General features: G+C 62.7%; 14 protein-coding genes. 4 read left to right on the forward strand and 10 right to left on the reverse strand.

Features of this window, described 5'->3' with window-relative positions; translation table 11 throughout:
• Positions 1–13: 13 nt before the first annotated feature.
• The 5 genes from JKG68_RS09915 to JKG68_RS09935 all read right to left on the reverse strand — a co-directional run bounded on the left by JKG68_RS09915 (position 14) and on the right by JKG68_RS09935 (position 4,642).
• Positions 14–988 carry a branched-chain amino acid ABC transporter permease gene (locus JKG68_RS09915; protein ID WP_202058806.1) on the reverse strand — a complete coding sequence of 325 codons (975 nt, stop codon included), beginning with the start codon at positions 986–988 and terminating at the stop codon, positions 14–16.
• A gap of 4 nt (positions 989–992) precedes the next feature.
• Positions 993–1,880 (reverse strand): branched-chain amino acid ABC transporter permease, encoded by an 888-nt coding sequence (locus JKG68_RS09920; protein ID WP_202058808.1) that lies wholly within the window; start codon positions 1,878–1,880, stop codon positions 993–995.
• Positions 1,881–1,886: 6 nt separating this feature from the next.
• Positions 1,887–2,594 carry an ABC transporter ATP-binding protein gene (locus JKG68_RS09925; RefSeq protein WP_202058810.1) on the reverse strand — a complete coding sequence of 236 codons (708 nt, stop codon included), beginning with the start codon at positions 2,592–2,594 and terminating at the stop codon, positions 1,887–1,889.
• Positions 2,587–3,345, reverse strand: a complete 759-nt coding sequence (locus JKG68_RS09930; protein WP_202058812.1) for an ABC transporter ATP-binding protein — start codon at positions 3,343–3,345, stop codon at positions 2,587–2,589. Before JKG68_RS09930 ends, JKG68_RS09925 begins: the two co-directional genes overlap by 8 nt.
• A 133-nt stretch (positions 3,346–3,478) precedes the next feature.
• Entirely contained in the window at positions 3,479–4,642 is a 1,164-nt protein-coding gene (locus JKG68_RS09935; protein ID WP_202059013.1) for an ABC transporter substrate-binding protein, read from the reverse strand.
• 359 nt (positions 4,643–5,001) lie between these two features.
• Between JKG68_RS09935 and JKG68_RS09940 the strand changes: the two genes are divergently transcribed.
• Positions 5,002–6,492, forward strand: a complete 1,491-nt coding sequence (locus tag JKG68_RS09940) for an NAD-dependent succinate-semialdehyde dehydrogenase (RefSeq protein ID WP_202058814.1) — start codon at positions 5,002–5,004, stop codon at positions 6,490–6,492.
• A 75-nt stretch (positions 6,493–6,567) separates the two neighbouring features.
• On the opposite strand, the gene JKG68_RS09945 is transcribed toward JKG68_RS09940, so the two are convergent.
• A complete protein-coding gene (locus JKG68_RS09945; RefSeq protein ID WP_202058816.1) occupies positions 6,568–7,377 on the reverse strand; it encodes an HAD family hydrolase in 810 nt (269 codons plus the stop codon).
• A gap of 213 nt (positions 7,378–7,590) precedes the next feature.
• Between JKG68_RS09945 and JKG68_RS09950 the strand changes: the two genes are divergently transcribed.
• On the forward strand, positions 7,591–8,844 hold the full coding sequence (locus tag JKG68_RS09950) for a glycerate kinase type-2 family protein (RefSeq protein WP_202058818.1): 1,254 nt from the start codon (positions 7,591–7,593) through the stop codon (positions 8,842–8,844).
• Positions 8,845–8,865: 21 nt separating this feature from the next.
• Here the strand turns inward: JKG68_RS09950 and JKG68_RS09955 are convergent, their stop codons facing one another.
• The gene (locus JKG68_RS09955) at positions 8,866–9,546 is read right to left on the reverse strand and encodes a sensor histidine kinase (protein WP_202058820.1); all 681 of its coding nucleotides are present in this window, start codon (positions 9,544–9,546) and stop codon (positions 8,866–8,868) included.
• 481 nt (positions 9,547–10,027) lie between these two features.
• On the opposite strand from JKG68_RS09955, the gene JKG68_RS09960 reads away from it, so the two are divergent.
• The gene (locus tag JKG68_RS09960) at positions 10,028–10,204 is read left to right on the forward strand and encodes a CsbD family protein (protein WP_202058821.1); all 177 of its coding nucleotides are present in this window, start codon (positions 10,028–10,030) and stop codon (positions 10,202–10,204) included.
• A gap of 48 nt (positions 10,205–10,252) precedes the next feature.
• Here the strand turns inward: JKG68_RS09960 and JKG68_RS09965 are convergent, their stop codons facing one another.
• From JKG68_RS09965 to JKG68_RS09975, 3 genes are read right to left on the reverse strand one after another with little or no spacing between them, the layout of a single operon-like run.
• Positions 10,253–10,483: a sulfurtransferase TusA family protein gene (locus JKG68_RS09965; RefSeq protein ID WP_202058823.1), complete on the reverse strand. Its 231-nt coding sequence runs from the start codon at positions 10,481–10,483 to the stop codon at positions 10,253–10,255.
• Entirely contained in the window at positions 10,480–11,103 is a 624-nt protein-coding gene (gene mobA, locus JKG68_RS09970) for a molybdenum cofactor guanylyltransferase MobA (RefSeq protein WP_202058825.1), read from the reverse strand. Before mobA ends, JKG68_RS09965 begins: the two co-directional genes overlap by 4 nt.
• Before the next feature lie 11 nt (positions 11,104–11,114).
• Positions 11,115–12,242 carry an Mrp/NBP35 family ATP-binding protein gene (locus JKG68_RS09975; protein ID WP_202058828.1) on the reverse strand — a complete coding sequence of 376 codons (1,128 nt, stop codon included), beginning with the start codon at positions 12,240–12,242 and terminating at the stop codon, positions 11,115–11,117.
• A 216-nt stretch (positions 12,243–12,458) separates the two neighbouring features.
• Here JKG68_RS09975 and JKG68_RS09980 point away from each other — a divergent pair, with 216 nt between their 5' ends.
• Positions 12,459–12,962: a pyridoxamine 5'-phosphate oxidase family protein gene (locus JKG68_RS09980; RefSeq protein WP_202058830.1), complete on the forward strand. Its 504-nt coding sequence runs from the start codon at positions 12,459–12,461 to the stop codon at positions 12,960–12,962.
• The last annotated feature ends 34 nt before the right edge of the window (positions 12,963–12,996 follow it).

Here is a 12,996-nt window from a genome sequence, read left to right on the forward strand (position 1 = left end):
CGGTGCTTGCGTCCTACGAGGCGTCTTTGGATTTACGCCTCATGAGCTCAATGATTTCTCCGACGATCCCGCGGCGGAACAGCAGGACGCAGATCACGAAGATGATGCCGATCAGCACCGTCACGGGGAAATCGGAGGCGGCCAGGTAGTTCTGCAGGGCGATGACGAGGCCTGCTCCAACGATGGGTCCGATCATCGTGCCGATGCCGCCGAGAAGCGTCATCAGGATCACCTCGCCGGACATCTGCCACTGCACGTCGGTGAGCGTCGCGAACTGGAACACGATGGCCTTGGTGCCGCCGGCAAGACCCGCCAGGGCCGCCGACATGACGAACGCGCCGAGCTTGTAACGGTCCACCCGGTAGCCCAGCGAGACCGCCCGTCTTTCGTTCTCGCGGATCGCCTTCAGGATGTTGCCGAACGGCGAGTTCACGATGCGCCAGATGGCGAAGAAGCCGAACAGGAAGATGGCGAGCGTGACGTAATACATCGCCAAGGGCTGGTTCAGGTCGATCAAGCCGAGAAGATTCCCTCGCGGCACGCCCTGGATGCCGTCCTCGCCATGGGTGAAGGGCACCTGCAGGCAGATGAAGGCGAACATCTGGGACAGCGCCAAGGTGATCATGGCAAAATAAATGCCCTGACGCCGGATGGCCACGAAGCCGATGATGAGGCCCATGACGGCGGCCCCGGCAACGCCGATCAGGATGCTGGTGAGGGGCTCCAGGCCCCACACCTTGGCCGCGTGGGCCGTGAAATAGGCGGCTCCGCCGAAGAAGGCGGCATGGCCGAACGACAGAAGCCCGACATAGCCGATGAGCAGATTGAACGCGCAGGCAAAGAGCGCAAAGCACAGCACGCTCATCAGCATGACGGGGTAGAAAAAGAAGGGAGCCGCCAGCAGCGCCGCGATGGCGATGAGGCCCAGCACCATGGAGGACGTGCGGAGCCTGGGCTGTTCCGCGAGATATTGGGTTCCGACAGCCATGATATTACTCCTCCCGCCCGAAGAGGCCGGCCGGCCTGACGAGCAGAACTATGGCCATGACCACGAAGATAACAATGCTGGACGCTTCCGGATAGAACACTTTCGTCAATCCTTCGAGCACGCCGAGCATGTAGCCGGTGACGATGGCGCCTAGGATCGAGCCCATGCCGCCCACGACGACCACGGCAAAGACGATGATGATCAGGTTCGTGCCCATGAGCGGGCTCACCTGGTAGATCGGCGCCGCCAGAACGCCCGCAAGTGCCGCAAGGGCTGCGCCCAACCCGTAGGTGAGGGTCAGGAGCAGCGGAACGTTCACGCCGAAGGCTTGCACAAGCGTTGCGTTTTCCGTTGCCGACCTGAGATAGGCACCAAGGCGCGTCTTCTCGATGAGAAGCCAGGTGCCGATGCACACGACAAGAGAGGCGACAACCACCCAGCCGCGATAGATCGGCATGAACATGAAGCCCAGGTTGAGGGCTCCCGTCAGTTGCGGGGGGGCCGCATAGGGTTGGCCTGCCGCGCCGAACCAGTGGCGGAACGCACCTTCCAGAATGAGGGCGAGGCCGAAGGTCAGCAGGAGGCCGTAAAGCGGGTCTATGCCGTAGAGACGGCTCAGCATGAAACGCTCGATCAGCACGGCGATGGCGCCGACGATGAGGGGCGCCAGAACGAGAGCCGGCCAGTAGCCTATGCCCGTATAGGTCAGCAGCAGATAGGCGGCGAAGGCGCCGAGCATGTACTGGGCGCCATGGGCGAAGTTGATGACCCGCAGAAGGCCGAAGATCACCGCAAGCCCGAGGCTCAGCATGGCGTAGAAGGAGCCGTTGATGAGGCCGATGAGAATCTGGCCGTAGAGGGCAGGGGCGGGAACGCCGAAAATGGTACTCATGATCCTCTACACCCCAAGAACTTCGTGGAGTTCGTCCATGCGCGCGTCGAGCTCATGCCCAGGGAACGAGTTCACCATGCGCCCGTCTTCCATCAGGTAGAAGCGGTCGGCAACCTTTTTCGCAAAGCGGAAGTTCTGCTCCACGAGCAGAATGGTCATGCCGCGCTTCTTCAGGGCCACCAGCACGTCGCCGATGCGTTGGACGATCACCGGAGCCAAGCCTTCGGTGGGCTCGTCGAGAAGAATGAACCGGGCGCCGGTGCGCAGCACGCGGGCAATGGCCAGCATCTGCTGCTCGCCTCCCGACAGCTTCGTACCTTGGCTGGAGCGCCGCTCGTAGAGATTGGGAAACAGGGTGTAGATCTCGTCCACGCTCATGCCCCCATCCGACACCGTCGGCGGGAGCATCAGGTTTTCGGAAACGTTCAGGCTGGCAAAGATTCCACGCTCCTCGGGCACATAGCCGATCCCGGCCTGGGCCACCCTGTGGAGCGGCAGGCCCAAAATGTCCTTGCCGCGCAGGCGAATGACACCCTCGCGCCGGCGCAGGATGCCCATGATCGCCCTCAATGTCGTGGTTTTGCCGGCGCCGTTGCGGCCGAGCAAGGTGACGGTTTCGCCCTCGCGGATGTCGAGATCGACACCATGGAGGACGTGGCTCTCGCCGTACCAGGCATTGAGCCCGCGGACTTCGAGAAGGGGAGCGCTACTCATGCTCGGTTCCCATATAGGCTTCACGCACGCGCGGATCCTGGCTGACTTTTTCGTAAGTTCCGTCGGAGAGAATCTCGCCGCGCGCCAGAACGGTGACGCGGTCGCAAAGGTCGGAAACGACGTTCAGATTGTGCTCGACCATCAGCACCGTGCGGTTCTTGGCAATGCGCCGGATCAGATCGGAGATTCGGCCGATGTCCTCGTGCCCCATGCCGGCCATGGGCTCGTCGAGGAGCAACATGGCAGGGTCGAGCGCGAGCGTCGTTGCAATCTCGAGCGCTCTCTTTCGGCCGTAGGACAGTTCAGTGGCCGGCAGATCCCTATAGGACGAGAGATTGACCGCATCGATCAGCTCCAGGGCCCGCTCATCCAGCGAAGACAGCGTGCTGGAGGAACGCCAGAACTGCGTCGCAAGGCCGGACGGGCGCTGCAGCGCCACGCGCACATTGTCGAGCACCGTCAAATGGGGGAACACTGCCGAGATCTGGAAGGAGCGCACCAGGCCCAGGCGGGCGACTTCGGCGGGCTTCAGCCCCGTGATGTCCGAGCCCTTGAACGTGATCTGCCCACGGGTCGGGGTGAGAAATTTCGTGAGCAGGTTGAAAACGGTCGTCTTGCCGGCGCCGTTCGGGCCGATCAGCGCGTGGATCGTTCCTTCGTTGACGGAAAGGGTCACATCCTTCACGGCCAGGAAGCCGCGAAACTCCATCGTAAGCCCGGTGGCGCTCAGAATTGGTTGGGTACTGACCATATTTAAGGCCGACACTCTCTTGCAATGAGGAGGCGATAGCAGGTGAGCGCGAAGTGCTCGCACCTGCTATCGCCAGGAAGCAAACGGATGGTGGGGACAGCTTATGCCGCCCCCACCCTGTTGTCGCGCAAGCTTACTGCGTGACCTGGCAGCCGCTGTCCGCAGCCTTCATGTAGGCGGTGTCGCCCGGGATCTTGGCGAGCTGGGTGTACATGTCCCATTCGCTCTTGCTTTCTCCCGGCTTCTTCACCTGGAAGAGATACATGTCGTACACCATGCGGCCGTTGGGCAGCACCTTGCCGTTCTTGGCGAAGACGTCCTGAACCGGCATTTCATGCAGGGCCTTGGCAACCGGCTCGGTCGCGTCCGTTCCGGCCTTCTGGATCGCCTTGAGATACTGCGTCACGGCGGAATAGGTGCCCACATGGATCATGTTCGGCATACGGCCGGTCTTGTCCATGAACTTCTTGGCAAAGGCGCGGTTCTCGTCGCTCTGATCCCAGTACCAGCCTTCGGTGAGCGTCAGGCCCTGCGCCGCCTGAAGGCCCAGGCCCTTCACCTCGGCCAGCGTGAAGAGCAGCGCCGCCAGGCGCGTGCCGCCCTGGGTGATGCCGAACTCTGCCGCCTGCTTGATGGCGTTTGCGGTATCGAGGCCCGCATTGGCCATGCCGACCACATTGGCGCCGGAGCTTTGCGCCTGCAGCAGGAAGGACGAGTAGTCGGAAGCCGACAAAGGATGACGAACGGCGCCAACAACTTGGCCGCCCTTCGATTTCACGAATTTCGAAGTCTGTTCCTCGAGGGAGTAGCCGAAGGCATAGTCGGCAGTGAGGAAGAACCACTTGTTGCCGCCGTTCTCCACCAGCGCGCCGCCGGTGCCGACCGCAAGCGCATGGGTGTCGTAGGCCCAATGGAACCCGTAAGGCGAGCATTGCTTGCCCGTGAGATCCGTCGTCGCCGCGCCGGTGGTCATGGTGATCTTCTTCTTGTCCTTGGACAGGCCCTGGACCGCGAGAGCCACGGACGAGGTGGTCAGCTCCATGATGGAGTCGACCTTTTCCGTGTCATACCACTGCCGGGCGACGCTGGCCGCCACGTCAGGCTTGTTCTGGTGGTCGGCGCTCACGATCTCGACCGGAACGCCCAGAACCTTGCCGCCGAAATCCTGCACCGCCATGCGGGCCGCCTCGACGGAGGACTTGCCGCCGAAATCCGCATAGACGCCGGACTGGTCGTTCAGGATGCCGATCTTCACCACGCCGTCCGAGGCCTGCTGAGCCATAGCTGACTGCGCCATGACCGTGCAGCTGAGGGCAAACAGAAGCTTGTTGAGGACTCGCATTGATTTTCTTCCCTTATTGTCCAGGCAGATCGACCCTGCCGTTGCTTGAGCCGCAGTGTCTGAGCACCCGTGGCGATGGTCAAGAAAGGTACAGACAGTTTCGCCCTTATCAATGTGAAAGGGGGTCATCCTTAAGTCGCAGATATTCTTAACATTCTGCCGCATTTTAAGGCATCGTGCGTTAAGGTTTTTCAGAAGCCCGGCTGCTCTGCCGGTAATCCTGCCCCGCAGAGGGTGCGGTTCACAAGCCTGGAGCCAGCCCTTATATCTCCTCCAGCTTTTCCTCCTCACAGTGTCTAGGTTGGAGCCTCCCGATGACTGCACATGCCAAGCCCTTGGACCGCCGTGTTCTCGATCTGAAGGATCCGTCCCTGCTGGTGGGGCAAGCCTATGCGGCGGGCGAGTGGATCGATGCCCCTGACGGCAAGACGATCCCGGTCACCGATCCGTTCGACGGCGCCGTCATTCTGGAGGTGCCGGATCTCGGCCCCGAGATTGCCCGGCAGGCCATCGACAAGGCCCATGAGGTGCAGAAGGAATGGGCCCGGCGCACCGCCAAGGAGCGCAGCCAGATCCTGCGACGCTGGTATGATCTCATCGTCGAGAACGCCGACGACCTCGCCCTCATCCTCACCACCGAGCAGGGCAAGCCGCTGGCTGAGGCCAAGGGCGAGGTGATCTCGAATGCCGCCTACATCGAGTGGTTCGCCGAGGAAGCCAAGCGCATCGACGGCGACGTCATTCCCGGCGCCAACCCTGGCCAGCGCATCGTGGTGCTCAAGCAGCCGGTCGGCGTGTGCGCGGCCATCACGCCCTGGAACTTTCCCAATGGCATGATCACCCGGAAAGTGGGGCCTGCGCTCGCCGCGGGCTGCACCATGGTGCTCAAGCCCGCAGCCCAGACACCGCTCTCCGCCTTGGCGCTGGCGGTGCTGGCCGAACGGGCAGGGGTGCCCAAAGGCGCCTTCTCGGTGATCACCACCAATGACGCCAAGCCCATCGGAGAGGAGTTCTGCCGCAACCCGAAGGTGGCCAAGATCACCTTCACCGGCTCCACCAATGTGGGCCGCTGGCTCATGAAGGAAGCGGGCGACGGCATCAAGCGCCTGTCGCTGGAGCTTGGCGGCAATGCGCCCTTCATCGTGTTCGACGATGCGGATCTCGATGCAGCGGTGGACGGGGCGATGGCCTCCAAGTTCCGCAATGCCGGCCAGACCTGCGTCTGCGCCAACCGCATCTACGTGCAGGAGAGCATCGCCGAGGCCTTTGCGGAGAAGCTCGCGGCCAAGGCCGGAAGCCTGAAGCTCGGACGGGGCACGGAAGCCGGCGTGGCCATGGGGCCGCTGATCGACGACCGGGCCGTGGCCAAGATGGAGGAGCATGTGGCCGACGCCCTTGCCAAGGGCGGCAGGCTCCTGGTGGGCGGCAAGCGCTCCAGCTTGGGCAGCACGTTCTTCGAGCCCACCGTCATGGCGGGCGTGACGCAGGCGATGAAGGTGACGAAGGAAGAGACCTTTGCGCCCTTGGCGCCCATCATCACCTTCAAGGATGAGGCGGAGGTGATTGCCATGGCCAACGACTCGGAATTCGGCCTGGCCTCGTACTTCTACGCCAAGGACATGGCTCGCGTGTGGCGCGTGGCGGAGGCGCTGGAGAGCGGGATGGTGGGAGTGAACACCCCAGCCCTTGCCAACGAGATGGCGCCGTTTGGCGGCGTGAAGCAGTCGGGCCTGGGTCGCGAGGGCTCCAAGTACGGCATCGAGGGCTTCCTCGAAATCAAGTATGTCTGCCTCGCAGGAATGTAGACCCAACCACAATGAAGCCCGGCAGTGGTCTACTGCCGGGCTTCAATGCTTGAAAATTCAGTGGGGCGGCCGGCTCTAGCGGGCCTGCCCGCTCTTCGCCTCCAGCAGCAGGGCTGCCAGCTCCGCGAACCCCTCGCCGGAGTGGCCTTGCGTGATGTAGGCCGGCTTGCTCTTCAGGCGATGGGCGAAGGCATGGATGTTGGCAACGCCGACACTCAAGGGAAAGGCCGCGAACATCGGCTCGTCGTTCGGGGAGTCGCCTGCATAAACCACGCTCGCTTTAGCCTCGTCCCATCCGATCCCGAACACATCGGCCAGCAGGGTCTTGGCCATGCTCAGCTTGTTGTAGTCGCCGAACCAGCCGTTGACGTGGATGGAGCTGACCTTGGCCTGTGCACCGGCGCGCTCGAAGACCGCCACGATCCTGTCCACGTCCGTTTCCGGCAAAGGAGGCACATCCTCGCAAAAATCGACGGCAAGATCCGCAATGCGATAGGCCTGATCGCTGGCAAGCGCCGATCCGGGCACCGTTGCGAGCACTTCCCGCTCGATGGCATCGAGCTTGGCCCGGTTCTGCTTCAGCTCGTCGGGCTTGGCCCAGAAATGCTGCCGCATCGTCTTCCGCTCGCGGTCGTAGCGGAAATAGAAGGCGCCGTTCTCGCCGACCACCGCATCCACCGGCCACATGCGGGCGATGTGATCGCACCAGCCCGCCGGTCGCCCGGTTACGGGAATGACCAGAAAGCCGGCTTGGTGAAGGCGTTCGAGCGCCGCATAGGCGCTTGCCGTCAGCATTCCTTCCGTCGTCACGGTGTCATCGATATCGGTCAGCACCACGCGAATGGCACGTGCCTGATCCAGCGACAGCTGAGAGAGAGGCTTCATGCCCGGTCCCCAGGATAAGGACAAGGTAAGGGCAAGACTATGCGGAGCATCGGGGCATCATCCTTCGCAGGCATAAAGCGAGACGGCTAACGGCACGTCTTTAAGCACAGTCCCGTAACGGCTTCCAGGAGCTTTGCCGGCGTTCGACGGACTCCGTGTGCATTCTTCAAAGGCCGGTCTTCACGGCCATGATTTCTCACGTAAAGTGGCGCCATGCCAAACGACACCGAAATCCTCCACATGTTGTTCGACACGGCCCTGAACGCCGCGCTTCCGGATGGAAAATTCAACGGATGCCTGCCGCCCAAGCCGAAGGGCCGAACGATCGTCCTCGGCGCGGGCAAAGCCTCGGCCCGCATGGCGGCCGCCTTCGAGGAGGCCTGGGGCCGTGACGGCGGAACGTGCGAGGGCCTCGTGGTCACCCGTTACGGGCACGCGGTGCCGGCGCGGTCCATCGAGATCGTCGAGGCATCGCATCCGGTTCCCGACGAGGCAGGATTGCAGGCGGCGGGGCGCATTCTGGCGCTGGCCCGGACGGCAGGTCCGGACGATCTCGTCGTCTGCCTGATCTCCGGCGGAGCCTCGGCGCTCCTGTCGCTGCCTGCCGAGGGGGTAACGCTGGCCGACAAGCAGGCCATCAATCGCGCCCTGCTGAAATCCGGCGCGCCGATCGGCGAGATGAACCTCGTGCGCAAATCGCTCTCCGCCATCAAGGGAGGCCGGTTGGCGGCAAGCATAGGCCAGGCGCAGCTCGTGACCTACCTGATCTCCGATGTGCCGGGCGACGATCCTTCCAGCATCGGCTCCGGTCCCACGATCCCCGAGCCGGTCGATCCGGATGCCGCTCTTGCGATCTTGCGGAAATACGGCATCGCCGTGCCGGCCCCTATCGTCGAGGCGATCAGGTCCAACGCGGTGAGGGAGGTGCCGGCCGGCGGAGCGGTTCACATGCTGGCGACGCCCAAGATGGCGCTGGACGCCGCGGCCGCGAAGGCTCGTGAACTGGGGCTCACTCCGCTCATTCTCGGGGATGCCCTTGAGGGTGAGGCGCGGGAGGTAGGGCGCGTGATGGCCGGCATCGCCCGCTCCGTCCTCATGCATGGGGAGCCTGCACAGGCGCCCTGCGTCCTGCTGTCCGGTGGCGAGACGACAGTGACGGTGCGCGGTCAGGGACGTGGCGGCCGCAATGCGGAGTTCCTGTTGTCCCTCGCCCTTGCGCTGAAGGATCAAGGCAGGGTCGCCGCCATTGCCTGCGATACGGATGGGATCGACGGATCGGAGGACAATGCGGGCGCCTGGTTTGACGGCACCCTGTTCGAGAGCGCCCGCGCGAAGGGCATCGACCTGGAGGCCCATCTCGATGGGAACGATGCCTATACGGCCTTCGCGCATCTCGGCCGGCTCGTCGTCACCGGCCCGACGCTCACCAATGTGAACGATTTTCGCTGCATCCTCATTCGCCCTTGAGCGGGTCAGCCGGGGCTTCGTTCAGATGGTGTAGCTGAAGCCCGTGATGTTGGTTTCCGGCAGGGTGATCGTCACGCTGGTTCCGCGGCCCTCTTCGCTTTCGATATCCAGGCCTCCCCCGTGGAGCTTGAGGATGTGCCAGGCGAGGCTCAGGCCCAGGCCAGTCCCAGGCAGATTCTTGGCGTTCTGCCCTCGGAAGAAGGGCTGCATCAGGAAGGGCAGGTCGCGTTCCGAAACGCCGATCCCTTTATCCACGACCGTAATTCGGATCATGTCCTCCTCCGTCCGGGCAGCAATGCCGATCGGTTGATCGGGAGGCGAATATTTCATGGCGTTCGACAGGATGATGACGAAAGCCTGCTCCAGAAGGATGGGATCCCCTACGATGAAATCCGGAAGATCCTGAATATCGAGATGGAAAGGGCGTTCAGGTTCCTGATTGCCCTGTTCGCGGCAGATCCGACGGATGAGGTCGTCCGGATTGAACTCGCTGGGGTTGAGCACGATCCCGCCGGCGCTGGCCCGGGTGTAGGACATGATCGTTTCGATCAGCTCGTCGAGACGAAGGCTGGCGCGCCAGATCTTTTCGGCCCTTCCTCGTATGTCGTTGGTGCTCAACCGGTCCGCTCGCCGCATCAGGCCTTGTGCCAAGGCATTGATCGTCGACAGTGGAGTCTTGAGCTGGTGCGCCAGAAGCGCCATGCGATCCAGCGGGAGCGCCGAGTGTCCGGCCGGTGAATGAGGGGGCCTGCGGCTGGGGCCCTTTGGGGGACGCTGAGGAGGACGGGTGGCGGCGGACACTGGAGGCTCGTTCGCTCTAATACTATATAACATTTATATTCCGGAATGCTCCGAACTAGCGCAGCTGAGCGGTATGTCCATGCGCTGTTCGATAAAAACCTGTATTCCAGCATCTCAGGTTCACAAATCATGGCAGAAGATGTCGAAGAATAGCAGGCATGAAGCCAATAACAGTGGTTATGATAAAAGCAGTAAATCATCCTGGTGTTTGCTGGATGAGTGTAGCAATGATCTCTGAAGAATATAATCTTTATGATCTGGCTTTTCAGCGAGAGTGGTCGGAGTTATGCCTTGGCTTGAATAAATTGGACATTTAACCTGAAACCTCTTTCCTCGGCGGGCGTTTTCCTTGCAATCGATGTTTGAAATCAGGAGAGCGGCTATGGATCATGATCGCAGCGAAGGCAGCATGAAGAACATCAAGGGTCGCGTGAAAGAGGGCCTCGGCAAGGCCCTAGGCGACACGAAGATGGAGAGCGAAGGCAAGGTGGATAAGACCGAGGGTAAGATCCAGAACACCATCGGCGGCCTCAAGGATTCCCTTCGCAAAAGCACCTAAGCTCGGCCGGATTGGTCAGAGCAGGCCCGGCAGACCGCCGGGCCTTTTTCATGCCGTTTGGTCTGCCTTGCGGATAAGGAAGCTGATCCGGGTCTGGTCCTGGTTCTGCTCTTCAAGGACATCGCCGGTTTCCCGGATCAGATTGGGCACGTCGATCCCGGCAAGGGGGTCCGTGCAGATCACGCGCAGCCTTTGGCCCGGCGTCATCGCGAGAAGCGCCTTACGCGTGCGCAGCACCGGAAGTGGGCATTTCAACCCCGATAGATCAAGCTCGGTCACTGAACCTTCTCCTGCCGCAACAAGGCTTTCGCCTGAGCCAGCTCCTCAGGGGTGTTGATGTTGAAGAATGGATCGACCGGTTCGGCGCTCCAAGCTGCCTCGGCATAGCCATGAAGCGCCGCCCAGCCTCCGAGACGTCGCATCCCTTCCTTTGCGATAGCCCTGCGCAGATCCTGCTGCAGGCGAATGGGCCACAGGCCGATGGCATGATGAACTTGGGCGCCCGATACCGCGCAGGCGAGGGGCAGGCCTGCCTCCCGGCGTGCGTCCTGCAGCCTCAAAACAAGGTCCTCCGGGATGAACGGCGTATCCGCCGGAACGCTGACGATCCATTCAATTCCTCGGCAGTGTGTGGCGGCCCATTCGAGGCCGGCCAAGATGCCGGCCAGGGGACCCGGCCTCCCTGACAGCGAATCCGGCACAATGGGAATGCTTGTACGCTCGAACCTGGAGGGATCTCCATTGGCGTTGAGGATCAGGCCATGGCACTGGGGTGCAAGACGCTGCGCCACATGCTCCAGGAGCGTGAGGCCGCCGAGGGTCAAGAGGGGCTTGTCGGCCCCTCCCATGCGCCGGGAGAGCCCTCCCGCCAGGATGACCCCAAGGGCAGGCGGCCTCATGGCGATGCCGCTCACTCGATCACGATGCGCGGCGCCGGCCGTGCGACAGCTCCACCCGTGAGCGAGCTCCAGACCTGCTGCGCCATATTCTTGTAGATCTTGGCATGCGGCCCTTCCGGGTTTGCAACGACGACGGGACGACCCGCATCGGACAATTCGCGGATCGTCATGGTGAGCGGAACCTCGCCGAGGAACGGAACCTCCAGGCGCGTGGCCTCGTCACGCGCCCCGCCATGCCCGAAGATGTGCGAGCTCTGCCCGCAATGGGGGCAGACGAAGGTCGCCATGTTCTCGATGATTCCGAGGATCGGAATCTCCACCCGCTTGAACATGGACACGCCGCGCCGGGCGTCGATGAGGGCGAGATCCTGCGGGGTCGAGACGATGATGGCGCCTGCGAGGGGGGTGGCCTGCGCCATGGTGAGCTGCGCGTCGCCGGTGCCCGGCGGCATGTCGACCACGAGCACGTCGAGGTCGCTCCAGGCAACCTCGCGCAGCATCTGGGTGATCGCCGACATCACCATGGGGCCGCGCCAGATCATGGCGGCCTCCTCCTCCACGAGGAAGCCGATGGACATGACCTTGAGACCGTAAGCCTCCATCGGCTCCAGGATCCGGTTCTCGAGCAGCCGCGGCTTGCCTTGGATGCCGAGGAGCTTGGGAACGGAGGGCCCATAGATGTCGGCATCGAGAAGGCCGACCTTCAGCCCGAGAGCCTTCAGGCCGAGGGCAAGGTTGCAGGCCGTCGTCGACTTGCCCACGCCGCCCTTGCCGGACGCGACGGCGATCACGTGCTGCACGCCGGGAATCCGCTGGTTCTTCGGCTGAGCCGCCGATCGGGGGCGCTGGGGCGCAGCCTGTGAGGGGCTTGAGGCTCCCGAACCGCCGGGACGGTCGGCCGTCAGGCTCGCAAAGACACCCTTGACGGCCGGCAGGCCCTGGACGGCCGTGACCGCGGCTTGACGCACGCTCTCCATGGCGGCGGCCTCGGAGGGGGTTATGGTGATCGAGAACATGACCCGGCCGGCATCGTCCACCACCACATCCGAAAGGCGCCCCGACGCGACGAGGTTGGTCCCGCTCGCATCGACCGGCACAGCGGCTAGGGCCTGCAACACATGCTCACGGGTGATGGCCACTTTTCAACTCTCCTGGATCGAGGCGCTGTCTTTCCCCTCATCTATAGGCTGAGGGGGCGTTCGTTAAGGCGGTCCTTTCAGGGCGGCGCAAGATTGCGAACCAAAAACGACCTTACCCGTTGTTCAACCGATCCCTCGGGAGCCGGTTCAACCGGCCGAGTGGCTGCCTTCGCCGATCACATCCCGAGAGCCTGTCATACAATCGAGGAGACGACGATGCACCAACACGGCCACAACGATCCGAACGCCGGGAAGCTCTTCGAGCTGATCAAGGATGTGAAGATCGCCATGATGACCACCGTCGAGGCGGATGGGACCCTCCACAGCCGTCCCATGCACAGCCAAGAGGCCGACGAGCATGGGGATCTCTGGTTCTTCACCCAGATCCAATCCCCTAAAATGACGGAAATCTCGCGCGACAACGAGGTCAACCTGGCCTACAGCGACCCCGGCAGCCAGACCTATGTGTCCGTTTCCGGCAAGGCCGAGATCGTGCGCGATAAGGCCAAGATCGAGGAGAAGTGGTCGGAGCCCCTGCGGGCCTGGTTCCCCAAGGGCGTGGACGATCCCCAGATTGCTCTGATCCGCGTCCATCCGGCGAAAGGCGAGTATTGGGACAGCCCATCCTCCACCCTGGTGCATCTGTATGGATATGCCAAAGCCGTGGTGACGGGAGAGTCGCCGAAGCCGGGCGATCAGGCGAAGGTCAACCTGAGCTGATTTCTGCCGCGGAAGGCAAGAAAAGGGGCCGCTT

The organism is Microvirga aerilata (assembly GCF_016743775.1).
Classification (GTDB): Bacteria; Pseudomonadota; Alphaproteobacteria; order Rhizobiales; family Beijerinckiaceae; genus Microvirga; species Microvirga aerilata.

Bases quoted from the DNA above. Each gene is read 5' to 3' on its own strand.
- JKG68_RS09915 (WP_202058806.1), bottom strand. From the start codon at position 988: ATGGCTGTCGGAACCCAATATCTCGCGGAACAGCCCAGGCTCCGCACG.
- JKG68_RS09920 (WP_202058808.1), bottom strand. From the start codon at position 1,880: ATGAGTACCATTTTCGGCGTTCCCGCCCCTGCCCTCTACGGCCAGATT.
- JKG68_RS09925 (WP_202058810.1), bottom strand. From the start codon at position 2,594: ATGAGTAGCGCTCCCCTTCTCGAAGTCCGCGGGCTCAATGCCTGGTAC.
- JKG68_RS09930 (WP_202058812.1), bottom strand. From the start codon at position 3,345: ATGGTCAGTACCCAACCAATTCTGAGCGCCACCGGGCTTACGATGGAG.
- JKG68_RS09935 (WP_202059013.1), bottom strand. From the start codon at position 4,642: ATGGCGCAGTCAGCTATGGCTCAGCAGGCCTCGGACGGCGTGGTGAAG.
- JKG68_RS09940 (WP_202058814.1), top strand. From the start codon at position 5,002: ATGACTGCACATGCCAAGCCCTTGGACCGCCGTGTTCTCGATCTGAAG.
- JKG68_RS09945 (WP_202058816.1), bottom strand. From the start codon at position 7,377: ATGAAGCCTCTCTCTCAGCTGTCGCTGGATCAGGCACGTGCCATTCGC.
- JKG68_RS09950 (WP_202058818.1), top strand. From the start codon at position 7,591: ATGCCAAACGACACCGAAATCCTCCACATGTTGTTCGACACGGCCCTG.
- JKG68_RS09955 (WP_202058820.1), bottom strand. From the start codon at position 9,546: ATGGCGCTTCTGGCGCACCAGCTCAAGACTCCACTGTCGACGATCAAT.
- JKG68_RS09960 (WP_202058821.1), top strand. From the start codon at position 10,028: ATGGATCATGATCGCAGCGAAGGCAGCATGAAGAACATCAAGGGTCGC.
- mobA (WP_202058825.1), bottom strand. From the start codon at position 11,103: ATGAGGCCGCCTGCCCTTGGGGTCATCCTGGCGGGAGGGCTCTCCCGG.
- JKG68_RS09980 (WP_202058830.1), top strand. From the start codon at position 12,459: ATGCACCAACACGGCCACAACGATCCGAACGCCGGGAAGCTCTTCGAG.